This is a genomic window from Rhodococcus sp. RD6.2 (assembly GCF_001040705.1).
Classification (GTDB): Bacteria; Actinomycetota; Actinomycetes; order Mycobacteriales; family Mycobacteriaceae; genus Rhodococcus_G.
Genome location: NZ_CVQP01000006.1, coordinates 81,040 through 105,666, shown reverse-complemented (window position 1 = coordinate 105,666; position 24,627 = coordinate 81,040). Strand labels below are relative to the sequence as shown.

The window sequence follows — 24,627 nt, the reverse complement described above, 5'->3', positions numbered from 1 at the left end:
CCTTACCGGCAGGCTTCCAACAACTCGTCGAGCGCTTCGTACAGCAGACCGGTGATGACGTCGACATCGGACATCGCATCCCGGTCACCGTTCAAACCGTAGTAGACGTGACCGTCGTACGACGTCAGGCCGATGCTCAACGCCTGGTTCCGGATCAGTGGGGAGACCGGGTACGTCTCGAGCAGCTGCGCCGAGCCCAGGCACAACGGCGCCTGCGGCCCCGGAGCGTTCGTGATCATCACGTTGAACATCCGCTGCGAAAGTCCTGCCGCCAACCTCAGCCCGACGGCGTGCAGCGTCGGCGGAGCCGTCCCCGACACCTGCACCAGCGTCTGCGCCGTCATCGTGTGGTTCTGCCTGCTGTGCGCCTCCGTCGCGTGCGCGATGTGGGACAGCCGGACCACCGGATTCGGCTCGCCCACGGGAAGGTCGATCAGCAGCGACGACGCCCGCCGGTCGAAGTTCTGGGGCACCGCATCGGGATCCTCCGCCGCGTCAACGTCCGCGTCCGACACGTGTACCGCGATCGGCACCATCGCCCGCACCGTCGAGAACGCGGTCACCGGCTCACCACGCGAGAGCAGCCAGTTGCGCAGGGCACCCGTCAACACCGTCAGAACCACGTCGTTCACGGAGCAGTGGAATTTCGAACGCACGGTCCGATAGTCCTCGAGCGACGTCTTCGCGGTCGCGAACCGGCGGTTGCGGGAAATGGTGGCGTTCAGCGGCGTCGAGGGGGCCGTCGTTGCCGCCGTCCGGACCAGTGCCGCGGCGTTGCCGACCGCACTCGTCGCCGTCCCGACGACGTCCCCGACCAGATGCCTGATGGTGGCAACACCTTCCGCGGGCCTGGCGATCATCTCGGCCAGTGCACCCATCACCAACTCGGACTCCCGCGGCTCCCGGCCCGGCATCCACAACTCGTCCGGCACCTGACGCGGGTTGTCGCACTCGTCGAACAGCACCTGCCCGATCTCCAGTGCACGTAGGCCGTCCACCAGAGCCGAATGCGACTTGGTGAAGATCGCGACGCGATCGTCCGCCAACCCCTCGACCAGATACATCTCCCACAGCGGACGACTGCGGTCGAGCGGGCGTGACGTCAGGCGTGCGACCAGATCGTGCAGTTGCTCGTCCGAACCCGGCTTCGGCAGGGCCGACCGCCGCACGTGATAGGTGATGTCGAAGTCGCGGTCGTCGACCCACACCGGCCTCGCCAATCCCAACACCACCTCGCGCACCCGCTGCCGATACCGCGGGACCAGCGAGAGCCTGCGCTCGACGTGTGTGAGCAGGTCCTCGTAGTCCAACCCGCTGTCGGGGGCTCGCAGAATCGCGAGCGACCCGAGGTGCATCGGAGTGCTTCCCGCCTCCAGGAAGTAGAAGGACGCGTCCTGCGTCGTGAGCCTGCTGTCCACTGCCCGCCCCCGTCATTCCCCGTGCCCGCGTCGTGCGTTCCGGGTGGTCCCGGCGCTCCCGACGTCCTCGGCATCGAACAGTATCCGCAGTTCGCCGACGGTGGCGGTCACACCCACATGATGGACGCCAACCATCCCGACGGCGACCGCGCCACGCACATTCACCCGAAGGTCGTCGACGAACACACACTCCCCCGGCTCCAATCCGAGCAGGCGCGCGGAGTATCGGTAGACGCGGGGGTCCGGCTTGGCGAGCCCCACGTCGCCCGACAGGACGACCTCGTCCACCACGCGCCCACCACCGAGGTTCCGTAGCGAGGCCGCGCCGGGACCACCCGGATCGTTGCTGAGCACGGCGGTCCGCACTCCCCGCGCCCGAAGTTCGGCGACGAGATCCGTCAGCGGCGCCGTGTCGGGCCCGTCGAGTACGCCACCGAAGTCGAGCAGGAGTCCGTGCACGATCCAACAGTACGGCGTCGCCGAGCCGTCGTCGGCGCGCAGCTCGGCGATCGCGGTCGCGCAGTCGATCATGCGAACGACGTGCGAGCGAACGGAATTCGTGCGATCCTCGCTGCGGTCCCGGACTCTCCCCGGGCTCGACCGAATCCGCGTACCCGACGTTCGGGTACGACGGCACACCGCAGTTGCTGCGGACACATCCCGTCGAGCGCGCCGCTGGCGCGAGGAGAGTCGAATGAAGCGTTACGTCACCGCCGCCCCGAACGGCGAGCCCCCGGTTTCTCCGGCTGCAGCCCCCACACCGCGGCCCAACGAGACGCCCCGGTGCAACGGCCGCCCCGACCTGCGGTCGGGACGGCGACTGCCACACCGGACCCCGACACCACGGCACCACGCCGCCGCGTCACATCCCGACCGCGAGGCGCTCCCCACACACGCCACCGTCGACCCGGACTGCCGCCGCTTCACCGAATTCGTGCTCCGCTCGATCCTCGAGGTCCTCGATCGACGCAGGCACCCGTCGGGGCTGACCGGATTGCTCGCCCCGACTCCACTCAACCTCGTCTCCGCACTGACCCGCGCCGGGATGCCCGGCCGAAGCCTCGGCGCCGCCGGATTGCGCGGGGTCCACATCCGGCACACCGCGCCCGACAGTGCCGAAGTTTTCGGTACGTACGTCCGTGGTCCCCGGACGTTCGCGATCGCGGGCCGGGTCGAGCGGGCCGAGCCGGGTCCGCGCTCGAACGCCGGGACGACCAGGACGACGACGACCACCCACCGGCGGAACACGGGTACGCCCGTCGCCGGATGGGTGGTCACGTCACTGCAGGTCGGCTGAGCGGAGCCACGCCCGCTCTCGACGGCGGGTTCCGACCCGCCGATGGTCAGCGCTTCGGCCGCGACTTTCGGTTGTCGCGCTCGGCCTGCCGCCGCTCGCGGCGGGTCGGGCCGACGACACCGGTGCTGCCCGCCCCGTCACCGTTGCCTCCGGACGCCGAGGTTCGCGCCGCGACGGTTCCGTCCTCCGCGGGTCCGGAGTAGGTGAGCCGACCCTCGTCGCGCGATTCCAATCCCTTCGCGCGCAGGGCGGCAGGAGCTGCCGGCGCCGCGGGAGCAGCGGGCGCGGGCGGCTGGGCCTCGCGCGGTGCGTCGGCCGTGGCCTCCTGGGTAGCGGCGGGAGCAGTCGCCTGGGTGCGTGCGGCCGCGGCCGCATTCGTCCAGCCCGACTGGGTCTGCGCCGGGGCCGCCTCGACCTGCAGGTTGAACAGGAACCCGACCGACTCCTCCTTCAGACCCTCGAGCATCGCGGTGAACATGTCGTACCCCTCGCGCTGGTACTCGACCAGCGGGTCGCGCTGCGCCATCGCCCGCAGGCCGATGCCCTCCTTGAGGTAGTCCATCTCGTAGAGGTGCTCGCGCCACTTCCGGTCGAGCACGGACAGCAGCACCCGCCGCTCGAGTTCGCGCATGCCGTTCTCGCCGGCGATCGCGTCGATCTCTGCCTCACGCCTCGCGTAGGCGGTTCGCACGTCGGCGAGGAGCGCCTCACGAAGATCGTCGCGGGACAGGTCGTCGCGGTCGCCGTCGGCGGTCTCGTGGGTGAGATCCCGGTGGTCGATCCCGACCGGGTACAGCGTCTTGAGTGCCGTCCACAGCTGGTCGAGATCCCAGTCCTCGACGTACCCCTCCGCCGTCGCCCCGTCCACGTAGGCGGTGACGACGTCGGTGATCATCGTCTCGACCTGGCCCTCCATGTCCTCGCCCGCGAGGATCTGACGGCGCTCGTCGTAGATGACCGTGCGCTGCTGGTTCATCACCTCGTCGTACTTGAGGACGTTCTTGCGGATCTCGTAGTTCTGCTGCTCGACCTGCGTCTGCGCGCTCTTGATGGCCTTCGAGACCATCTTCGCCTCGATCGGAACGTCGTCGGGCAGGTTGAGCCGGGTCATGATCGACTCGAGCGCCGCGCCGTTGAATCGGCGCATCAACTCGTCGCCGAGGGACAGGTAGAAGCGGGACTCGCCCGGATCGCCCTGGCGACCCGAGCGGCCGCGCAGCTGGTTGTCGATACGGCGCGACTCGTGACGCTCGGTGCCGAGGACGTACAGTCCGCCTGCCTCCCGCACCTGATCGGCATCCGCCTTGACCTGGGCCTGCACTTGTGCGAGCGCGTCGTCCCACGCCGCCTCGTACTCCTCCGGAGTCTCGACCGGGTCGAGACCCTGCTTGCGCAGCAGCACGTCGGCGATGATGTCGGGGTTGCCACCGAGCACGACGTCGGTACCACGACCGGCCATGTTCGTCGCGACGGTGACGGCGGCGGTCCGACCGGCTTCCGCGACGATCTGCGCTTCCTGCTCGTGGAACTTCGCGTTGAGCACGTTGTGCGCGATCCCGCGCTTGGTGAACTGCTTCGACAGGTACTCGGAACGTTCGACGCTGGTCGTACCGATCAGAACCGGCTGGCCCTTGGCGTGCCGCTCGGCGACGTCGTCCACGACGGCGTCGAACTTGGCGGCCTCCGTCTTGTAGATCAGGTCGCCCTGGTCGACTCGGACCATCGGCCGGTTCGTCGGAATCGGGATGACACCGAGGTTGTAGGTCTGGTGCAGCTCGGCGGCCTCGGTCTCGGCGGTGCCGGTCATGCCGGAGAGCTTGTCGTAGAGCCGGAAGTAGTTCTGCAGCGTGATCGTCGCGAGGGTCTGGTTCTCGGCCTTGATCTCGACCTTCTCCTTGGCCTCGATCGCCTGGTGCATGCCCTCGTTGTAGCGGCGGCCGACAAGGATGCGGCCGGTGAACTCGTCGACGATGATGACCTCGCCGTCGCGGACGATGTAGTCCTTGTCCCGCTGGTACAGCTCCTTCGCCTTGATGGAGTTGTTGAGGTAGCTGACCAGCGGCGAGTTGGCGGCCTCGTACAGGTTCTCGATCCCGAGCTGGTCCTCGACGAACTCGACACCCGCCTCGTGCACACCGACCGTGCGCTTCTTGATGTCGACCTCGTAGTGGACGTCCTTCTTCAGCAGCGGCGCGATGCGCGCGAACTCGCCGTACCACTTGCTGGACGCATCCGCCGGGCCCGAGATGATGAGCGGGGTACGCGCCTCGTCGATGAGGATCGAGTCGACCTCGTCGACGATCGCGAAGGAGTGTCCGCGCTGCACGAGATCGTCGAGCGTGTGCGTCATGTTGTCGCGCAGGTAGTCGAAGCCGAACTCGTTGTTGGTGCCGTAGGTGATGTCCGCGGCGTACGCGTCACGACGCTGGGCGGGGGTCATCCCCGACAGGATCACGCTGGTCTCGAGTCCGAGGAACCGGTGAACGCGGCCCATCCACTCCGAGTCGCGCTTGGCGAGGTAGTCGTTGACGGTGACCACGTGGACGCCCTCGCCCGCGATGGCGTTGAGGTAGGCGGGCAACACGCAGGTCAGGGTCTTGCCCTCACCGGTCTTCATCTCGGCGACGTTGCCGAAGTGCAGGGCGGCACCGCCCATGATCTGCACGATGTAGTGCTTCTGCCCGAGCACTCGCGACGACGCTTCACGGGCGACCGCGAACGCCTCGGGGAGGATGTCGTCGAGGGCCTCACCCTTCGCGTGACGATCCTTGAACTCCGCCGTTTTGGCCCGAAGCTGCTGGTCGGACAGTGCCTCGTACGTGGGCGACAACGTATCGACGTGTTCGGCGATGTGCTTGAGCCGCTTGACCATGCGACCTTCACCAACACGGAGCAGCTTGGACAGTGACAACGACGGCACGGGTTTGAACGTCCTTGGGTCTCGGCGGGCAGGTCGGTACACGGTGGATCTGGCTGCCATCGCAGCGGGATCCGGTCGAGGGGTTTTCCCTCGACCGGATCCCATGTTAGGCGCTGCGGTCGCAGATCGAGTCGATCGACCGATCATTCTTGTCTGTTGCTCAGGTTCGCCGGACTACTCCCCCTGCTCGTACGGGCGGTGTAGCCCGGAGTTCACCGAGCGCGTCCGGCGAACTCAGGCGAGCCGGATGAGCCCGTAGTCGAACGCGTGGCGGCGGTACACGACCGACGGCCGGTCCGTCTCCTTGTCGTGGAACAGGAAGAAGTCGTGTCCGACGAGTTCCATCTCGTAGAGCGCGTCGTCGACCGCCATCGGCGCTGCGGAGTGCACCTTCGTCCGCACGACCCGGCCGGGACCCTCCGGCTGTTCGGAATCGAGGGAGATCTCGGGCGAGATACCGAGCGAGTCGTCCTCGGCGAGTGCGGCGGTTGCCTCAGCCACGGACACCGGCGTCTTGTCGCCGTAGTGGACGCGCCTGCGATCCTTCGTCCGACGCAGCCGCGACTCCAGTTTGGAGGTCACGCTTTCGAAGGCTGCATAGAAGCTGTCGGCGGCGGCTTCGGCGCGGACCACGGGGCCCTTGCCTCGCGCGGTGATCTCGACGCGCTGACAGTTCTTCGCCTGTCTGCGGTTGCGTTCGTGTTGGAGTTCCACGTCGAAGTGGTAGATCGTCGGGTCGAAGCGCTCGAGTCGAGCGAGCTTCTCGGATACGTAGACCCGGAAATGGTCCGGAATCTCGACACTGCGGCCCTTGACCACAATCTCGGAGCGTGGGGCTTCGGATTCCCCGGTGCTTTCTGCAGCGTCCTGAACGAAAGCAGATGCTGTCGAAGGGGTCGTCACGCGTACCTCCCGAATACGGCCGAGTCAAATGTTTGACCTGCGGCGGAATGAGCTACGCCGGGAAGGGGACCGCCCGGCGTCAGGTTCGGAACTTTCACCTCCCACCCGTTTCGTCGGCTGTGTTGGCGACGCTAGTACGAGTTCGAGCCGAGTGCCAGCATTACCGGGGAACGAGTCCTGCGGCGGTGATCACAACGACGCCGTCGACCCGAACACCGGCCCGAGAGAGCGTCCGAACCGACTCCGCGGCGGTCGCTCCGGTGGTGAGGACGTCGTCGACGAACAGCACGCATTCGGGCCGTCCGGTGTCCCGCAGCGGCGGCACCGACACGCGCCCCGCCAGGTTCTCGACACGACGCCGCGCCGACAATCCCACCGAATCTCTCACCCCCGCAGCAAATTTCAGGACCGGTTCGACACGGACCGGATCCGGAGCCAACGCATGCGAGGCCGCGTCCGCCACCGCGAGCACCGGGTCGCCGCCGCGCGACCGTGCGGCCCGGGCCCGGCTCGGGGCGGGCACGAGGACGAGACCGGCGAGTTCCGGAGGGTCGATCTCTCCATCCTCCCGCAACGCGCGAACCGCTGCCGCGACGGCGACTCCGAACGGAACCGCGAGGTCGCGTCTGCCCCGTTCCTTCGCCGCGACGACCGCCGACCGCAGCGGGCCGTCGTGGGCGCCGAGGGCCCACACCGGAACCCCCGGATCCACTCGCGGTGTCACCGGCGCGGGCCGCCCCGACAGCACGCCGGCACACCGACGGCACCACAGGGCGCCCTGTGCGCCACACCCGCCGCACTCGCGCGGCAGAACCAGGTCCAACAATGCCCGCATGGGGGCAGTGTGCACCCCGACACCGACACCCCGGCCGCAGGCGATCAGCCGGGCAGCACCGGAATCGCCTTGACCCCGGTCAGGCCCGGCACCTCGCGCCAGTACCGGTCCCCGGCCGGATCGTTGCTGTTCAGTTGGAACACCGCCCTGGCATCCGCGACGAACGTCATCGTCGCGGACGAGTCCACCGAGGTCACCGGCGGCGTCAGGTTCCGGCTGGGCAGCGCGTCCATGCGTGACCCGTCCATGGCGACCGTCACGACCGGGATGTCCGACGCGGCCCGCGACACCACCACGGCGTCGCCCGTCGACCAGTCGAGCGCGACCGCGGGACTGCCGAGGCCGACCGCGATCGGACTCGCCCCCGTCAGCTTGTAGGTCCCGTCGGGTTTCGGGACGAGAGTCACCACGTACACCTTGCCGTCGACGATCATCGCCGCTCGCACACCGTCACGGGACAGGCGGAACTCGGTGATGGTCGAGCCGAGCCCGGCGATCTCGGCGGTGTCGACCGGTTGGGCGAGGGACTCCCCGGATGCCCCGCGAGAGACCCGAACCACCTTCGACCCGTCGACGACCGTCCAGACCGCCGAATCCGCGTACGCCCACGACGGCCTCGTCAACGTCGCGCCCTCGATCACCGACGTGGCGAATCCGTCCACCTCACCGATCATGAGCGCCGCGGGCGGCTCCGAGGTCGGCCGTGTGGCGGCGTCGACCCCGGCCGCGACCAGTCCGTCGCGGGACAGCGCGATCGAACGCAGGCTGTTCCCGGTTCCGAAGTACCCCGGCAGCGCGTCGACGCCGCTGTCGGTGACGCGGACGAGTGCTCCGTCCCGCAACGCGTGCAGGCCCACGGACGCGGAGTCGTTCGCACCCGGATTCGACGACGACACGTCCGCCGTCGTCCACCCGTTGGGCATCCGGTCGTCGAGTGGCTTTCCGTCGCCCATCAGCACGTACGGGCCCGGGATCTCCGCGTTCGCCAGCGTCCACACCACCTGCGCGGCGAGCCGGTCCCGGCTGACGACATCCAGCGTCGAGGTGCCGTCGAACTCGATCCGCAGGCCGCCGAACCCGATGCCGACGCCTGCGCTGCGACCGTCGGTCTTGGTGATCGGCTCGCTCAGCGTCACCTCGTCGAGCTGATTGGTCACCGCGCCCTCGAGCGACGGCTGCGGTCCCGCGATCAGCATCTCGATCAGTCGGTCCGCCATCTCCTGCGGGCTGGTCGAGATCCACCGTAGGTCGGGAACCGTCGTCGATCCCGTCGGGTCGAGGAAGTACAGCGAGTTGCGCTGGTACGTCTTGAGGAACTGGGGTCGGTCCAGGGTCACACCGGGTGGCAGTTCGTCGATCCGCCACTCACCGTCCGTCCGGGTCAGCCGGATGGTGGCCTCGTAGGTGCCCTCGACGGCTTCGTACACGCCTTCGGGGTCGAGCTGGCCGACCTTGTTCGCACGGATCGTGTAGCTGGCGGTGTCCCCCGACCGCGACTCCGGCAGTACGTCGACCTTGTCGACGATCGAGATGCTCTCGGTGTCGTCCCATCCGTCGGATGCGGACTCGGTCATGAACTGACGCGCGGCAGCGTGCCCATTGGCCGGGTCGGTACTGGCACCGAAGAAATCTCGCAGCAGCAGGTCGGGTTCGCGGCCCGGTGTCGGTGCGGGAACGGTCGGATTGACCGGTGCCCGGTCGATGGTGCCGATCGCCTGTGGAGTGGACGAATCGGGCAGGCTCGCGCACCCCGCGAGCACCGCCACCGCCGCGAGCAGGGCGGCGGCGAGTGCCGCGGGTCGCCGTGTCATGTCCGCCGCTCCCGCAACATCGGAACGCTCGCCGTTTCGTCGGGATCGAGCATCTCTCCACCCTCGACGTCGTCGCCGTCCGGCAGATGCGAGCCGTCCGGTTCCTTTCCCTGGACCCGCTTGGTCGTGGGCGGGCGCAGCGGCAGCGGGCTGCTGGTCACCTTGTGGCCGCGGACCAGTGGCAACGTCAACCGGAAGCACGCGCCGACGCCCGGCTCGCCCCAGGCCTCGAGCCTGCCGTCGTGGAGACGGGCGTCCTCGACGCTGATCGCCAACCCGAGACCGGTGCCACCGGACCTGCGCACCCGCGACGGGTCGGACCGCCAGAACCGGTTGAACACCAACTTCTCCTCCCCGGGACGCAGGCCGATGCCCTGGTCGCGGACGATGAAAGCGGCAGCGTCACTGTCGGCTCGCAGACGCAACAACACGGGCTTGCCCTCGCCGTGGTCGATCGCGTTGGCCAGCAGGTTACGCAGGATCCGCTCGACCCGGCGCGGGTCGACGACCGCGAACACCGGCTCCTCCGGCAGGTCGAGGACCAGCTCGGTGCTCGTCTCACGCGCGAGATGACGAATCGTGGACACCGCGGCACGCGCACTCATCCGCAGGTCGAGCTTCTCGGCGGCGAGTTCTGCGACGCCGGCGTCGTGCCTGCTGATCTCGAGGAGGTCGTTGAGCAGTGACTCGAAGCGGTCGAGCTCGGCGACCAGGAGTTCGGACGATCTCCGCAGCGCCGGATCGAGCTCGGCGCTCCCGTCGTGGATCAGGTCCGCCGCCATCCGCACCGTCGTCAGCGGTGTGCGCAGCTCGTGGCTGACATCGGAGGTGAAGCGCTTCTGCAGGTTGCCGAACTCCTCGAGCTGGGCGATCTGTTTCGACAGCGACTCCGCCATGTCGTTGAACGACATGGCGAGGCGGGCCATGTCGTCCTCACCGCGAACGGGCATGCGTTCGCGAAGCTTCCCGTCCGCGAACCGTTCGGCGATGCGCGACGCGGAACGAATCGGCAGCACCACCTGACGCGCGACGATCAACGAGATCGCGGCGAGCAACACGAGCAGCACCGCACCGCCGATCAGCAGGGTGCTGCGCATCAGCGACAGGCTACGGTCCTCGCCCGCGAGCGGGAACACGAGATACAGCTCGAGGTTGGGAATGTCCGCCACCACGGGGCTGCCCACGAGCAGTGCCGGTCCGGAATACCCGTCCGGGTCGCTGACGGTGGAGAACTGGTAGCTGATCTGCCCGTTGTAGACGAAGTCGCGCAGATTGCCCGGGATCTGATCGTCCGGGCCGGCGGACGGCTCACCGGCCGGATCCGGCGTCGCCGCGATCAACACCGTGTCGAAGGTGCCCGCCGCGCCCGACGCCGGGCCGGAGTCCGAGTTGCGGTTCGTCAACGCGGCGCGCGCGCCCTCCAGCCGGGTGCTGATCGCGGCGGACTCGTCGGTCCCGGCCAGCTCGCTCTGCACCGTGCCGCGGGCACGATCCATCTCCTCGGTTGCCGCGGAGATCTTCGCCTCCAGCAGCCGGTCCGTGATCTGACTGGTCAGGACGACACCGAGGATGGTGATGACGATCAGCGACAGGCTGAGTGTCGAGACGACGACCCGCAGCTGCAGGGAACGTCGCCAGAGGTGCGCCAGAGCCCGGCTCGTGTTCCGGAATCTACGGAGCAGCGGCGTGAACGTGCCGTTGATCCGGCGCCTCATGCGATTTCGGGTCACGGCGGTCCGGCCTTGTAGCCGACCCCCCTGACCGTGAGTACCACCTGCGGATTCTCCGGGTCACGTTCCACTTTCGCGCGCAGTCGCTGGACGTGCACGTTGACCAGGCGGGTGTCGGCGGCGTGCCGGTACCCCCACACCTGTTCGAGCAGGACTTCGCGGGTGAACACCTGGCGAGGCTTCCGTGCGAGCGCCACCAGCAGGTCGAACTCCAACGGGGTCAGGGCGATGAGCTGTCCGTCGCGCGTCACCTTGTGAGCGGGGACGTCGATGTCGATGTCCGCGATGGACAGCAGTTCCGCGGGCTCCTCCTCGGTGCGCCGCAGGCGCGCACGGACCCGCGCCACCAATTCCTTGGGTTTGAACGGCTTCATCACGTAGTCGTCGGCGCCGGATTCCAGACCGAGCACCACGTCGACGGTGTCCGTCTTCGCGGTCAGCATCACGATCGGCACACCGGAGTCGGCACGCAGTACGCGGCAGACGTCGATGCCGTTCATCCCCGGCAGCATCAGGTCGAGCAGGACCAGATCCGGACGGATCTCCCGCACCGCAGACAGGGCCTGCGTTCCATCGCCCACGACGTAGGGCTCGAAGCCCTCGCCGCGAAGGACGATGGTGAGCATCTCGGCGAGTGCCGTGTCGTCGTCGACAACCAGAATGCGTGGCTTCATGTCTCTATCGTGTCACTTCCGAGGGCCGTCGACGCTGATTGGTGACGTCGGCGGCGAGTTGTGCAGGGTCGACGTCGGGGCCGACCACTGTCCACGGCGAGATCCAGGCTCGTGCCGTCAGCCCGTCGTAGACCTCCCCGGTCCGGGTCTGGAGGTCGCCGTCGCGCTCGTAGGCGTCGCGTTGACGGTCCGCCTCGGTACCCGCACGCCTGCGGGCCCGGTCCGCGGCCAGCGCGACCGGCACCTTCAGCAGGATCTGCAGGTCCGGCCGCGGCAGCCCGAAGCGACCGAACTCGAGGTCCTCGATCCACTCGACCTCGGGGCCCTGGGCGCTCTGGTGCTTTCGGGCGGCGGTGTAGGCGGCGTTCGAGGCGACGTAGCGGTCGAGCAGCACGATGTCGTGGGTGGCGATGAGTTCGCGGAGTTCATCGGCGGCGTCCCGGCGGTCCAGGGCCCACAGCAACGCCATTGCGTTGACGCTCTCGGCGGTGTCCCCGTGTCTGCCGTGCAACGCCTCGGCACCGAGGTCGGCGCAGGCGGAGACGCCGTATCGAGGGAAGGCCAGCGTGGCGACGGTCAGTCCGTCCGCCCGCCAGGCGGCGACGAGGGCGTTCGACAGCGTCCGCTTGCCGGCGCCGTCGAGTCCTTCCAGAGCGATCAGGGTTCCCACGGTCGCCCAGCCTAGCGGGCGGGCCGGAGCGACCGCGGGAACCACTCGATCAGTAGCGGTAGTGCTCGGGCTTGTACGGGCCCTCGACGTCGACGCCGATGTACTCGGCCTGGTCCTTGGTCAGCTTCGTGATCGAGCCGCCGAGCGCCTCGACGTGAATGCGCGCGACCTTCTCGTCCAGGTGCTTGGGCAGCCGGTACACCTCGTTGTCGTACTCGTCCGGCTTCGTCCACAGCTCGATCTGCGCGATGACCTGGTTCGCGAAGGAGTTCGACATCACGAACGACGGGTGCCCGGTGGCGTTGCCCAGGTTCAGCAGGCGGCCCTCGGACAGCACGATGATCGAGTGACCGTCGGCGAAGGTGAACTCGTCGACCTGCGGCTTGATGTTGACGCGGGTGACGTCCGCGGCCCGCTCGAGGCCGGCCATGTCGATCTCGTTGTCGAAGTGACCGATGTTGCCGAGGATCGCCTGGTGCTTCATCTGCTTCATGTGCTCGAAGGAGATGATGTCCTTGTTGCCGGTCGAGGTGATGACGATGTCGGCCTGCCCGATGAACTCCTCGACGGTCTTGACGTCGAAGCCGTCCATCATCGCCTGCAGGGCGTTGATCGGGTCGATCTCGGTGACCGTGACACGAGCCCCCTGGCCGCGCAGCGCCTCGGCGCAGCCCTTGCCGACGTCGCCGTAGCCGCAGACGAGGGCGGCCTTGCCGCCGATGAGGACGTCGGTGCCGCGGTTGATGCCGTCGAGCAGGGAGTGCCGGGTGCCGTACTTGTTGTCGAACTTGCTCTTGGTGACCGAGTCGTTGACGTTGATCGCGGGGAACGCGAGCTCACCGGCAGCAGCGACCTGGTACAGGCGCAGGACGCCGGTGGTGGTCTCCTCGGTGACGCCCTGGACCGATCCGGCGACCGTGGTCCACTTCGACGCGTCTGCCTCGAGAGACTGGCGCAGCAGCGCCAGGAACACCTTGTACTCGTCCGAGTCGTGCTCGTCGTCCGTCGGCGGTACGACGCCCGCCTTCTCGAACTGTGCACCCTTGAGGACGAGCATGGTGGCGTCGCCACCGTCGTCGAGGATCATGTTGGCGGGCTCGCCCGGCCAGGTGAGCATCTTCTCGGCAGCCCACCAGTACTCCTCGAGCGTCTCACCCTTCCAGGCGAAGACCGGGGTGCCCTTGGGCTCCTCGGGAGTGCCGTGCGGGCCGACGACGATTGCCGCGGCCGCATGGTCCTGCGTGGAGAAGATGTTGCACGACGCCCAGCGCACCTCGGCGCCGAGCGAGGTGAGGGTCTCGATCAGAACGGCGGTCTGGATCGTCATGTGGAGCGATCCGGAGATGCGCGCACCCTTGAGGGGCTGCACCTCGGCGTACTCGCGACGCAGCGCCATGAGTCCGGGCATCTCGTGCTCGGCGAGACGGATCTCCTTGCGGCCGAACTCGGCGAGCGAAAGGTCCGCCACCTTGAAGTCGATCCCGTTGCGGGTCTCCGCGACGCACTTGTTCTCAGACACTGAGGTCGTCATCTGCCTCTCCTGGTAGCCGATATCTGCAGTAGAGGCTACCGGGAGCCGCACCCGACGAAATACCGGCTAATCGCCGGTCCCGGTGATCTCCTCGCCGAACGGGCCGATCAACGCCGCCAGATCCTCGGCGACATCGGCGTGCGCGGCGGGCGGCATCGAGATGTAGCTCAGGGCGAGGCGGACGATCCCCCGGCCGAGAATCCCGGCCTCGGCAGGTCCGGCCTGTATCCAACTGCGCCGAAACGTCTCCGACAGCTGTTCGGCGCCGCGCTCGAGGATCGGTGCGCTGTCCGTGGTGATAAGCCGCAGCAGGTCCGGCTTGGCCTCGCCGGTGAGCAGCGACTTCACCAGCGGATCGGCGGCACTGAGGGTGAAGAAGTCGGTGAAGCCGTCGACGAGGGCCTTCCGTACCGAACCCGGATGCCGGTACACCGCGGCGCCCACGACCTCGACGAACCGGTCGACCAGCCGCAGCGCGTAGGCCTGGGCCAGCCCGGGACGGGACTTGAACTCGTTGTAGACGGTCTGCCTGCTCACCCCCGCCGCGGTGGCGACCTGCGACATGGTGACCTCGGACCAGTCCTTCTCGGTCACCAGGTCCCGCATCGCGTCGAGCACCGAATCCCGCAGGAGCGCACGTGAGGCCTGCGGATACGGGATTCGGGTCGAGGACGCCATGTCCGCGAGGGTCGCACCTGCCGGCCGGGCCGTCAACGACGACTCACCCCACCGTGACGGGGACCACGCTCAGTGCGGTGAGGTCGACATCCGGGTCGGCGAGCACCGCCGGGTCGATCGTCGGCTGGTCGGCGATCAGGATCCGCGCCGCCCGAACGTCTTTCGGGCGGCCGATCGTGATCGCTCCGACCAGGCGGCCCGCTCTCCTGGTGAAGGCCGTGAAGTCGAGACCGTCGACGTCGCCGCGCACGACCAGTTCGTCGTCCGCCCGCGGCCACCCCGCCACCTGCAGATTGACCCCGTACTGGGATGTCCAGCACCACGGCACCTCACGCCACACCTCGGCGACACCCCCGGTGAGGTCGGCGAGCATCGCACGGGCCGCTGCCGCCCCCTGAGCCTGAGCCGTGTTCCAGTGTTCGGCGCGGAACCGTTCACCGAGAACGGGATTGGGAGTGTTCGCGACGTCACCTGCGGCGAACACTCCCGGCTGGGAGGTCGCGAAGCGGTGGTCGACGACGACACCGTTGTCGACCACCAGTCCCATCCTTTCGGCGAGGGCGGTGTCGGGCGCGGAGCCGACCGCGACGAGGGCCGCGCCCGCCGACCAGTGCCTGCCGTCCTCCGCGACAGCGCGAACACCGCCTCGGCCGTCCGCAGCGAGCTCGTCGAGCCGGACCGACGTGTGCAGCGCCACACCGTTGTCGCGGTGCAGCTTTTCGTAGCGCGTGCCGATCACGGGTGGGAGCATCCGGTGCAGTGGACGCTCCGCCGTCTCGAGCACCGTGACCTCGGCGCCGAGACCACGGGCGGTGGCCGCGACCTCGGACCCGATCAGCCCTGCCCCGACCACCAGAACCGTGTTGGTGCGTTCGATCGCCGCGCGCAGTACCGCCACGTCGCCCGCGGAGCGCAACGTGAACACCGCATCCCCCGCGTCGTGCCCGATCGTGCGGGCACGACCCCCGGTCGCGAGCAGGAGGGCGTCGTAACCGAGCGTCTCCCCGGTGCCGAGTTCGACCTCCCGACGGTCCGGGTCGACCGACTTCGCGGCAACCCCGGTGCGGACGTCGATCTCACGATCGGCCCAGTAGCCGGCCGGGCGCAGCCAGGTCCGCTCCGCCGGAACGGACCCGGCGAGCAGTTCCTTCGACACAGCGGGGCGCCGGTACGGCATCGCCGGGTCGTCGCCGATCACCGTGACCGACCCCGTGAAGCCCTCGGTCCGCAAGGTCTCTGCGGCGGTGATGCCCGCGACACCGCTTCCGACGATCACCACCGCGCTCACGGTCGCGCGACCTCGACCATGTCGAAGTCCGCCTTGGCCGCGCCGCAGTCGGGGCAGCTCCAGTCGTCGGGGATGTCGTCCCAGCGGGTACCGGGGGCGATCCCGTCCTCTGGCCAGCCGAGTTCCTCGTCGTACTCGAATCCACACTGGGCGCAGCGGTAGAGCTTCATGACGCAATCTCCTCGAAGTCGATCTTCTCGCGGACCCCACAGTCCGGGCAGCACCAGTCGTCGGGCACCGACCCCCACGCCGTTCCGGCCGGGAAGCCTTCTCGCGGAGCCCCTTTCGTCTCGTCGTAGACGTACTCGCACACCGGGCATCGATACGCGGACATCACGCCACCCCGTACTTCGCGTAGATGCGCTCGCGCTTCGAGGGCGCGACGTTGACCCGGGTGATGTCCCCGTCGTAGTGGTCGAGGACGCGGTGGTCCATGACGCGGCGCCAGACCGGCGGGAAGTACGCGAGCGAGATCATGCTGGCGTAGCCGCTGGGCAGGTTCGGCGCCCCGTCCATGCTGCGCAGGGTCTGATAGCGCCGCGTCGGATTGGCGTGGTGGTCGCTGTGCCGCTGCAGGTGGTACAGGAAGATGTTGGTGCAGATGTGGTCGGAGTTCCAGCTGTGCACGGGGGCGCAGCGTTCGTAGCGTCCGCTCGCGGTCTTCTGGCGGAGCAGGCCGTAGTGCTCGAGGTAGTTGACGGTCTCGAGGAGCGAGAACCCGTACACCGCCTGGATCACCAGGAACGGCAACACCTCCCAGCCGAAGCCCGCGACGAGCGCCGCGTACAGCACGACCGACATGAGCCAGGCGTTGAGCACGTCGTTGTGGATACTCCAGGTGCGCTTGCCGAGCCGCTCCATGCGGGTCTTCTCGAGTTCCCAGGACGAGATCAGGCTGCCCCAGACGCTGCGCGGCAGGAAGGTCCAGAAGTTCTCGCCGAACCGGGCGCTGGCCGGGTCCTCCGGGGTGGACACACGGACGTGGTGACCGCGGTTGTGCTCGATGTAGAAGTGCCCGTAGAAGGTCTGGGCCAGCGTGATCTTCGACAGCCACCGCTCCAGGTCGTCCTTCTTGTGCCCCAGTTCGTGCGCGGTGTTGATGCCGATGCCGCCCATGACGCCGATGCTCAGCGCCAGCCCGATCTTCGAGACCAGGCTCAGGCCACCGTCGACTCCGAGCCACGCGAGGTTGTCGGCGCTCCAGAGGTAGCAGGCGAACACGAGGCTCGCGAGCTGGAACGGGATGTAGACGTACGTGCAGTACCGGTAGTAGCGGTCGTTCTCGAGCTGTTCCATCACCTCCTCCGGCGGGTTCTGCCCGTCCGGCCCGAAGAAGACGTCCAGGATCGGGAGCAGCACGTAGACGAGGATCGGGCCGATCCACCACAGCACCGGCGAGACCGCGCCCGCGCCCAGCTCGTTGAGTCCCCAGACCAGGCCCGTCGCCAGGAAGACCGCCGTCGGCGGGATCAGTCCGAGCAGCCACAGGTGCCTCTTCCTGTCCTGCCACTGCACGGCGGTCTGCCCGTCCGCCACTGCGTTGTACGTCTTCACCACTGCCTCCCTACCCAAGAGTCGATGTGAGTCACACCACTTGAGATTGGACAGTACGCCTATCAATGTCGTGTGTCTATACATATGACGCGATATGTAAACCCGATGGCGGGCGTGGGCACAGACGCCGACGGCCCCCTGGCAGTGAGCCAGGGGGCCGTCGGTGACATCGAGGGTCAGGGACCGCGGGTGCGCTACTTGCCGCGATGTCTCGGTTCGTCGGGGCCGCCGAGGTGATCGAGTGCTTCCGACGCGAGGCCCGGCTGCGGGCGCTGACGCTTCCCGACCAGCGAGTGCCTGCGGCCGTACGCGAAGTACACGACGACGCCGATCACCATCCACACCACGAACCGGATCCACGTCTCGACGGACAGGTTGAGCATCAGCCACAGGCACGCGAGGACGGCGAGGATCGGGATGAGCGGCACCCACGGCACCCGGAACCCGCGCTCGAGGTCGGGACGGGTGCGGCGCAGCACGACCACGCCGACGCACACCAGCACGAACGCGAACAGGGTGCCGATGTTGACCATTTCCTCGAGGGTGCCCATCGGGAAGAACGCGGCGAGGGTTCCGGAGATGACACCGACGATCACCGTGATCCGCACCGGGGTGCCACGCTTGCCCGTGTGCGCCAACTGTCGCGGCAGCAGACCGTCGCGCGACATCGCGAACGCGACACGGGTCTGGCCGAGCAGCATCACCATCACGACCGTCGTCAGGCCGGCGAGGGCACCGAAGTTGATCACCCACTGCGCCCAGGTGATGCCGTGGTACTCGAACGCGGTCGCCAGCGTCGCCCCCTCCCCGGAGAGTTCGGTGTAGTTCACCATTCCCGTCAGCACCAGCGTCACCGCCACGTACAGCACGGTCACGATCGCGAGCGATCCGAGGATGCCGCGGGGCAACGCCTTCTGCGGGTTCTTGGTCTCCTCCGCGGTTGTCGCGACGACGTCGAATCCGATGAACGCGAAGAACACCAGCGACGCCGCGGCGAGCAGTCCGTACCACCCGAAAGTGCTGCCGCCCGCTCCGGTCAGGAACGAGAACAGCGACTGGTGGATGCCCTCCCCGGTTTCACCGGGCTGGGACGGCGGAATGTACGGCGAGTAGTTCGACCCGGTGATGTAGAAGGCACCGACGACGATCACCAACAGGACGACCGCGACCTTGATGCCCGTGATGACGGCGGACACCCGCGACGACAATTTCGTTCCGGTGGCGAGCACCACCGTCAGTGCAGCGATCAGCAGCACCGAGCCCCAGTCGAAGTCGTGTCCGCCGATCTCCAGGACGGTCGACTCGACGCCGAGGACGTCCGCGAGGTAGAGCGACCATCCCTTGGCCACGACGGATGCCGCGAGCGCGAACTCGAGGATGAGGTCCCAGCCGATGATCCACGCGACGAACTCACCGAACGTCGCATACGAGAAGGTGTAAGCACTGCCCGCCACGGGCACCGTCGACGCGAACTCGGCGTAGCACAGCGCCGCGAGGCCGCAGGCGATGGCGGCAAGCACGAACGCCAGCGACACCGAAGGCCCGGCCACGTTGCCCGCGGTCCGGGCGGTGAGCGTGAAGATGCCCGCGCCGACGACGACCGCGACACCGAAGACGGTCAGATCCCACGCGGTCAGGTCCTTGCGGAGTTTGCTGTCCGGCTCGTCTGTGTCGGCGATCGACTGCTCGACCGACTTGACCCTCCACCGTCCGCTCTGCTGCCCGGATGCTCCGCCCGGACCCTCGTGCTCTGCCATCGCAGTCCTCCTCGACTGGGGTTCCGGTCCGAGCCTATTGCCCGGTCGCGTTCCACCCACGAATTTCCTCAACCGGGCCAGGCGTCGATTCGGCAACGCCTCGCCGCACCGACCGGAAGTGGCCCGGCTCAGCCGACCGTCGCACTGAACACTTGCGCCTCGGATCGCGCGGTGACGGTCACCGGGGGATCCGAAGCAGCGATCCACGCCGACTCGCCCCGCGCCAATTCGAGGTACTCGTCGCCGCAGCGGAGGGTGACCGACCCGGCGGTGCACAGCAGGATGCGCGGCCCGGTCCGGCCGAGTACCGCGGTCGACGACTCCGCGGTCAGGTCGATGCGGGACAGCGCGAATTCGGGTGCGGGCGTGTCGTACACGTACACGGCCTGGTTGTCGGAGGACGGGGTCGCGACCCGAGCGGGTCCGGTCAGGGGCTCGAAGTCGAGGACGCGCAGCAGCTCCGGCACGTCCACGTGCTTGGGCGTCAGCCCACCACGCAGCACGTTGTCGGAGTTGGCCATCACCTCGACGCCGAGACCGTGCAGGTACGCGTGCAGGTTTCCGGCAGCGAGGTAGAGCCCCTGACCCGGTTCGAGCGTGACACGGTTGAGCAGGATCGATGCGAGGACGCCCGCGTCACCGGGGTACGACTCGCCCAGCTCGAGCACGGTCCGTACCTCGGGCGCGAACTCGCGGGGACCGGCTGGCCCGGCGAGGTACCGGATGCACCCGTCGAGGATTCGCGGTAGCAGCGACGCCAGCGACGGCTGTGGCAGCGTGATCCACGTCGTGAACAATGCCCGCAGCCCGGACGAGTCGGGTTGGCCTTCGAGCAGCGAGATGAAGTGGTCGAGTTCGGGCACGTCCAGCGCGCGGAGCAGCGAGACGGTGCGATGCGGATCGCGGAACCCCGCGAGAGCCTCGAACCGTGTCAGTGCGACCACCAGCTCGGGCTTGTGGCTGTCGTCGCGGTAGTTCCGCACCGGCGAGTCCCGCGGTATCCCCGCGGCTTCCTCCCGCACGTAGCCTTCCTTCGCCTGCGCAGCACTGGGGTGCGCCTGCAGGGACAACGCTTCGTCCGCCGCAAGCAGTTTCAGCAGGAACGGAAGTCGGTCACCGAACCCTGCCCGTGCTCGCGGTCCGAGTTGACCCGCCGGATCGTCCGCGATGCGGTCGAGCAGCGACACCGTCCCGTCGCCGACCCGCAGACGGGACGGGTTCGCCGGATGGGCACCGAGCCACAGCTCGGCCTCGGGATGGTCGGACGGGACCGGTCGACCGCACAGTTCGGCGATCGCGGTGCGCGAACCCCAGGCATAGGTGCGGAGCGCGCCCTGCAGTGAATGCACCTACCGACCACCGATCAACCGCAGGTACACGGCGGCCATCTCCAGTCGGACGGCGAGTACCGCCAACTGCTCCATCTCGGTGCGCTCCCCCTGAGCGGGACCGCTCACGGCCCGACCCGTCATCTCACTGTCCCCTGTTCCGAATCGGTCCACCGGTGCGAGTTCCTCGTCTGCCGCTGCCGTGACCAGCTCTGCGTCCGCAAGTGCCGCGAGCCGCCGCGACGTCGTGGTGCGCGACTGCGCCGTCGCGAGGACGAACACCCGCGCAGGCGTCACGGGGACGGGGCCGTCGAACTCCTCGTCGTGAAAGATCGGGTCGTAGCCGGGCGGCAGGTCACCGGTCCCCGCGAGCAACGCCGCCGACGCCAGCACGTCCGACAACCCCGCGGCGGCCGCCGACGTCCCCGCCCCGCACAACAGCATGTCCGTCGCGTGCCCGGCCAGCGCTGTCGTCGCCGCACTGTCCCCGGCGACCACCACACGCCGGTTCTGGAACCGAACCGCGAGGGACTTCGCCGGATTGTGGAACACCTCCGCGGACGGGTGGTTTCGCGTCGCCTCCCCGTCCAGAACGTCTGCGAGCCCCGCGAGATCGGGCAGCGGCGCGCCCCGGCCTGCGTCCAGGGTTCCGAGCACCGCGAGTCCCGCCGCGAGGTAGCGCAGGAACCCGTTCCGGTCGGACGTGCGAACCCGCGGTGCGAGCAGCGCGCCCCGTCCGGCTGCGGCCGCGCGCAGCGGGCCCTCGTCGGGTGCCACGACGACCAGTTCGGCGCCACGGCGAAGTGCGGAGTCCGCGGCCGACACGAGCCGCGGATCGCCCGCATCGTCCCCGGCCACCACGACGACGTCGAGTGATCCCACCCACGGCGGCACCACAGGCGCGTGCACGATCGGAAGCCCGAAGTGCGGGCCGACCGATGCCTCGAGAACGGAGGCGGCACGGGCGGCACGGCCACCCGAGGTCACGAGGACGACGCTGCGAGGGCGCATGTCCCTGACGCGGTCGATCAGGCCCTCGGCGACGGCCTCGGCGACCGACCTGACCTGTGCGCCGCCGAGTGCTGCTGCACGCATCGCGCCCTCGGTATCGGCGGCGGCGACGCTCACGGCGTCGTCGAGATCGAGAAGGGGTGATGGAGCCGTCATGGCAACCTGCCTTTCTCGCACTGACCGATGTCGAACCGTCCGGACCCACACTGCCCGATTCGACCATTCTCGCACCGCCGGGAGGGCGCGTGTGGTCGCCTCGTCACGCCCGTCGTTCGCGGTGCGTATCGATCGGGGTGTTCCGTACTCCGGCCACGGGCCTCGGGTCGGTCAGGCACGCACCACGGCGAGGATCTCGTCGACGAGCGCGTCGACCTCCTCAGGTGTCCGTGCTTCGACGTTGAGCCGCAGCAGGGGTTCGGTGTTCGACGCGCGGAGGTTGAACCAGGCACCGTCGCCGAGGTCCACCGTGACGCCGTCCAGACGATCGACGGACGCCGTGCGGTCGGCGAACGCGGTGAGCACCGCATCGGTCCGTTCCGTGGCATCCGCGACGGTCGAGTTGATCTCTCCCGACGCCGCGTACCGGTTGTAGCCGGCCATCATCTCCGACAGCGGCCGGTCCTGTTCGCCGAGTGCGGCCAGCACGTGCATCGCCGCGAGCATCCCGGAGTCGGCGCCCCAGAAGTCACGGAAGTAGTAGTGCGCGGAGTGTTCTCCGCCGAACACGGCACCGGTCTCCGCCATCTGCTGCTTGATGAACGAGTGCCCGACGCGCGTGCGGGCGGGGGTGCCCCCGAGCTCGGTCACCAGTTCGGGCACGGCGCGCGAGGTGATCAGGTTGTGGATGACGGTGGCGCCCGGCTCCTTCGCCAACTCACGCTCCGCGACGAGTGCCGTCACCGCGGAAGGCGAGACCGGGTTGCCCTTCTCGTCGACCACGAAGCAACGATCCGCATCCCCGTCGAATGCCAAGCCGATGTCCGCGCCCGTCGTCCGAACGAAGTCCTGCAGATCGACCAGATTCTTCGGATCGAGCGGGTTCGCCTCGTGATTCGGGAAGGTGCCGTCGAGTTCGAAGTACAGCGGCTCGACCTTCAGCGGCAGCGGCCCGAACACTGCGGGCACGGTGTGCCCGCCCATGCCGTTACCCGCGTCGACCGCGACGGTGAGCCTGCGGATGCCGGAGAGATCAACCAGTCCGGCGAGGAAGGCTGCGTAGTCGCCCAGGACGTCCTGCTCGCTGACGGTTCCACGCGGCCCGTCGTGGCTCGGCACACCGGAGATCACTTCCTCCGTGATGGTGCCGAGCCCGGTGTCCTGACCGACCGGCTTCGCGCCGGCCCGGCAGAGCTTGATGCCGTTGTAGCGGGCCGGGTTGTGGCTGGCCGTGAACATGGCGCCGGGGCAGTCGAGCAGTCCCGACGCGAAGTACAACTGGTCCGTCGACGCCAGCCCGATCAGAACCACGTCCAGGCCCTGCGCGGTGACCCCGTCGGCGAAGGCGGCCGCGAGTTCCGGAGAGGACGCCCGCATGTCGTGACCGATCACGATCCGCGATGCCTGCTGCGTGCCATCCTGGCGCATGAGCCGGGCGAACGACCCGGCGACGTCCCGCACGAAGTCGCTGTCGAGTTGCTCACCGACGACGCCGCGGACGTCGTATGCCTTGATGACGGCATGGACGGATTCGGCGGTTCGTGCCACTACGGGTTCTCCTCGTTCGGTTGTGCAGTCGAGCGTCGCTGGTCGCCACCCGGTTGCGGGCGTTCCGGGATCACCCTAGTGCCATCGGTCCGAGTCCCGCCCGGGCGTCGTTCGCGGCGGTAACCGACACGGCGGGGTGCGCCGGTCGGCTCAGTTGCCGGGATCGGGCAGTACCCGCAGGTGACCACGTCGCCCGGTGCGGGTCGGGGTCGAGATCGGGGGCGTGATGCGATCCACGGTGGCCCCCTCGCCGCGACCCGCCTCACGGACTGCTTCGGCGAGCGCCGTCAGGTCGTCCTCGTCCGGGGTGGAGCTGGAGAAGCCGCCCTCGTAGCGGACGAGCTCCCAGCCCTTCGGTGCCGTTATCCGGGAGGCGTGCACTTCGCACAGGTCCCACGAATGCGGTTCGTCGACGGTGGCGAGCGGACCGACGACAGCCGTCGAGTCCGAGTAAACGTAGGTCAGCGTCGCAACGGCCGGGTTCTTACATCCGGGCCGGCAGCATCGACGCAGTCCTCTCACGAATGAGAGGGTAGCGCCCCGACCGGTCCCCGCCTACTCGGACACACCGGATCCGGACACCCGACGCTCGGCGAGCACGCAACGGGTGCGCCTCGACAGGCGTCGGTAGCATCGATACCCATGCACAGAGCCCGACACGGACGTCCACTGACCTCGCGTTCTGCGGCTCGTCGCGGTCGAGGGATTCGCGGGCCGGTCCTCCCACCCGGGGTGCCGGCATGGCGGAGCAGGGCAGAACAGTTCGACATGCTCGTCCTCGAGGCGTTCGCGCCCATCGACACGCGCTGGCACGAACGGATCACGAAACTCGACATCGCGGTCGACGAGGTTCCCAAGATCCGGGCACTCGATCCCGATTCGGTGACCTGGCCGCCGGAAGTGGTTGCCGAGGGGCCGGTGCCCCTGTCCCGCCTGGTGCCCGCAGGGGTGGACCGGCGCGGCAACGCCACCCGTGCGCGGCTGGTGCTGTTCCGCCGGCCGCTCGAACTGCGCGCCAAGCATCCGGACGACCTCGTCGATCTCGTCCACGAGGTATTGGTCCGGCAGGTGGCGACATACCTGGGCGTGGACCCCGAGACCATCGACCCCGACCTGTCAGACGAACAGGACGAGTGACGGGCCCGGAATCTTCAGTGTTCGACTGTCATTCGATCGACCGCCTGATACAGTGCCGGTCGATCGAATGACAGTCGGCCCGAAACACACACGCGCCGAACCTCTTCGAGATTCAGCGCGTCAGATGATGCCCCGCTTGAGACGGCGGCGCTCCCTTTCCGAGAGTCCGCCCCAGATCCCGAATCGCTCGTCGTTGGCGAGCGCATATTCGAGGCAATCGTCTCGAACCTCACATCCGAGGCAGATCCTTTTCGCCTCTCGAGTCGACCCTCCCTTTTCAGGGAAGAACGCCTCGGGATCCGTTTGCGCACACAGCGCACGGTCTTGCCACTGATCCTCGACGGCTTCGAACATTGCGTCGAAACCGCCTGTGATCAGGCT

Annotated in this window: 23 protein-coding genes; 2 read left to right on the top strand and 21 right to left on the bottom strand. The window is 68.3% G+C overall.

From position 1 onward, the window contains the following. Window positions 1-2: 2 nt before the first annotated feature. A complete protein-coding gene (locus tag RHCRD62_RS10650; protein ID WP_050064697.1) occupies window positions 3-1,418 on the bottom strand; it encodes a WS/DGAT/MGAT family O-acyltransferase in 1,416 nt (471 codons plus the stop codon). A 12-nt stretch (window positions 1,419-1,430) separates the two neighbouring features. After that, on the bottom strand, window positions 1,431-1,877 hold the full coding sequence (locus tag RHCRD62_RS10645; RefSeq protein WP_050065206.1) for an HAD-IA family hydrolase: 447 nt from the start codon (window positions 1,875-1,877) through the stop codon (window positions 1,431-1,433). A gap of 235 nt (window positions 1,878-2,112) precedes the next feature. Between RHCRD62_RS10645 and RHCRD62_RS10640 the strand changes: the two genes are divergently transcribed. Beyond that, window positions 2,113-2,715, top strand: a complete 603-nt coding sequence (locus tag RHCRD62_RS10640; RefSeq protein ID WP_050064696.1) for an Rv3235 family protein — start codon at window positions 2,113-2,115, stop codon at window positions 2,713-2,715. A 46-nt stretch (window positions 2,716-2,761) separates the two neighbouring features. Here the strand turns inward: RHCRD62_RS10640 and secA are convergent, their stop codons facing one another. The 18 genes from secA to RHCRD62_RS10550 all read right to left on the bottom strand — a co-directional run bounded on the left by secA (window position 2,762) and on the right by RHCRD62_RS10550 (window position 23,631). Continuing rightward, window positions 2,762-5,635 (bottom strand): preprotein translocase subunit SecA, encoded by a 2,874-nt coding sequence (gene secA, locus RHCRD62_RS10635; RefSeq protein WP_050064695.1) that lies wholly within the window; start codon window positions 5,633-5,635, stop codon window positions 2,762-2,764. Window positions 5,636-5,869: 234 nt separating this feature from the next. After that, a complete protein-coding gene (gene raiA, locus RHCRD62_RS10630; RefSeq protein ID WP_050064694.1) occupies window positions 5,870-6,538 on the bottom strand; it encodes a ribosome hibernation-promoting factor, HPF/YfiA family in 669 nt (222 codons plus the stop codon). A 160-nt stretch (window positions 6,539-6,698) separates the two neighbouring features. Next, a complete protein-coding gene (locus tag RHCRD62_RS10625) occupies window positions 6,699-7,373 on the bottom strand; it encodes a ComF family protein (RefSeq protein ID WP_050064693.1) in 675 nt (224 codons plus the stop codon). A gap of 44 nt (window positions 7,374-7,417) precedes the next feature. Further along, window positions 7,418-9,184, bottom strand: a complete 1,767-nt coding sequence (gene lpqB / locus RHCRD62_RS10620) for an MtrAB system accessory lipoprotein LpqB (protein ID WP_050064692.1) — start codon at window positions 9,182-9,184, stop codon at window positions 7,418-7,420. Next, window positions 9,181-10,899: an MtrAB system histidine kinase MtrB gene (mtrB, locus tag RHCRD62_RS10615; protein ID WP_050064691.1), complete on the bottom strand. Its 1,719-nt coding sequence runs from the start codon at window positions 10,897-10,899 to the stop codon at window positions 9,181-9,183. The genes lpqB and mtrB overlap by 4 nt, the downstream gene beginning before the upstream one ends. Window positions 10,900-10,910: 11 nt before the next feature. Next, window positions 10,911-11,588, bottom strand: coding sequence for an MtrAB system response regulator MtrA (mtrA, locus tag RHCRD62_RS10610; protein WP_050064690.1), 678 nt, complete (start codon window positions 11,586-11,588; stop codon window positions 10,911-10,913). Window positions 11,589-11,592: 4 nt separating this feature from the next. After that, window positions 11,593-12,258 (bottom strand): dTMP kinase, encoded by a 666-nt coding sequence (locus tag RHCRD62_RS10605; RefSeq protein ID WP_050065205.1) that lies wholly within the window; start codon window positions 12,256-12,258, stop codon window positions 11,593-11,595. Window positions 12,259-12,307: 49 nt separating this feature from the next. Then, window positions 12,308-13,789 (bottom strand): adenosylhomocysteinase, encoded by a 1,482-nt coding sequence (ahcY, locus tag RHCRD62_RS10600; RefSeq protein ID WP_050064689.1) that lies wholly within the window; start codon window positions 13,787-13,789, stop codon window positions 12,308-12,310. A 66-nt stretch (window positions 13,790-13,855) separates the two neighbouring features. After that, window positions 13,856-14,467, bottom strand: a complete 612-nt coding sequence (locus RHCRD62_RS10595; RefSeq protein WP_050064688.1) for a TetR/AcrR family transcriptional regulator — start codon at window positions 14,465-14,467, stop codon at window positions 13,856-13,858. A 43-nt stretch (window positions 14,468-14,510) separates the two neighbouring features. Continuing rightward, window positions 14,511-15,755, bottom strand: coding sequence for an NAD(P)/FAD-dependent oxidoreductase (locus tag RHCRD62_RS10590; RefSeq protein ID WP_050064687.1), 1,245 nt, complete (start codon window positions 15,753-15,755; stop codon window positions 14,511-14,513). Further along, a complete protein-coding gene (locus tag RHCRD62_RS10585) occupies window positions 15,752-15,925 on the bottom strand; it encodes a rubredoxin (protein WP_050064686.1) in 174 nt (57 codons plus the stop codon). Before RHCRD62_RS10585 ends, RHCRD62_RS10590 begins: the two co-directional genes overlap by 4 nt. Continuing rightward, complete coding sequence (locus tag RHCRD62_RS10580) at window positions 15,922-16,089, bottom strand: rubredoxin (protein WP_050065204.1); 168 nt, start codon at window positions 16,087-16,089, stop codon at window positions 15,922-15,924. Before RHCRD62_RS10580 ends, RHCRD62_RS10585 begins: the two co-directional genes overlap by 4 nt. Next, window positions 16,089-17,309, bottom strand: a complete 1,221-nt coding sequence (locus RHCRD62_RS10575; protein ID WP_050065203.1) for an alkane 1-monooxygenase — start codon at window positions 17,307-17,309, stop codon at window positions 16,089-16,091. The genes RHCRD62_RS10580 and RHCRD62_RS10575 overlap by 1 nt, the downstream gene beginning before the upstream one ends. Window positions 17,310-17,503: 194 nt before the next feature. Further along, complete coding sequence (locus RHCRD62_RS10570; protein WP_050064685.1) at window positions 17,504-19,066, bottom strand: amino acid permease; 1,563 nt, start codon at window positions 19,064-19,066, stop codon at window positions 17,504-17,506. A gap of 128 nt (window positions 19,067-19,194) precedes the next feature. Continuing rightward, window positions 19,195-20,415, bottom strand: coding sequence for a mannose-6-phosphate isomerase, class I (manA, locus tag RHCRD62_RS10565; RefSeq protein WP_050064684.1), 1,221 nt, complete (start codon window positions 20,413-20,415; stop codon window positions 19,195-19,197). After that, window positions 20,416-21,561: a TobH protein gene (locus tag RHCRD62_RS10560; protein ID WP_050064683.1), complete on the bottom strand. Its 1,146-nt coding sequence runs from the start codon at window positions 21,559-21,561 to the stop codon at window positions 20,416-20,418. Between the two features lie 171 nt (window positions 21,562-21,732). Further along, window positions 21,733-23,109 (bottom strand): phosphomannomutase/phosphoglucomutase, encoded by a 1,377-nt coding sequence (locus tag RHCRD62_RS10555; RefSeq protein WP_050064682.1) that lies wholly within the window; start codon window positions 23,107-23,109, stop codon window positions 21,733-21,735. A gap of 150 nt (window positions 23,110-23,259) precedes the next feature. Then, a complete protein-coding gene (locus tag RHCRD62_RS10550) occupies window positions 23,260-23,631 on the bottom strand; it encodes a DUF3499 domain-containing protein (protein ID WP_050064681.1) in 372 nt (123 codons plus the stop codon). Window positions 23,632-23,751: 120 nt separating this feature from the next. On the opposite strand from RHCRD62_RS10550, the gene RHCRD62_RS10545 reads away from it, so the two are divergent. Then, window positions 23,752-24,246 (top strand): metallopeptidase family protein, encoded by a 495-nt coding sequence (locus RHCRD62_RS10545; RefSeq protein ID WP_050064680.1) that lies wholly within the window; start codon window positions 23,752-23,754, stop codon window positions 24,244-24,246. A 120-nt stretch (window positions 24,247-24,366) separates the two neighbouring features. Here RHCRD62_RS10545 and RHCRD62_RS26080 read toward each other — a convergent pair whose 3' ends face one another. Next, window positions 24,367-24,600 (bottom strand): WhiB family transcriptional regulator, encoded by a 234-nt coding sequence (locus RHCRD62_RS26080; protein WP_171018669.1) that lies wholly within the window; start codon window positions 24,598-24,600, stop codon window positions 24,367-24,369. Window positions 24,601-24,627 lie beyond the last annotated feature (27 nt).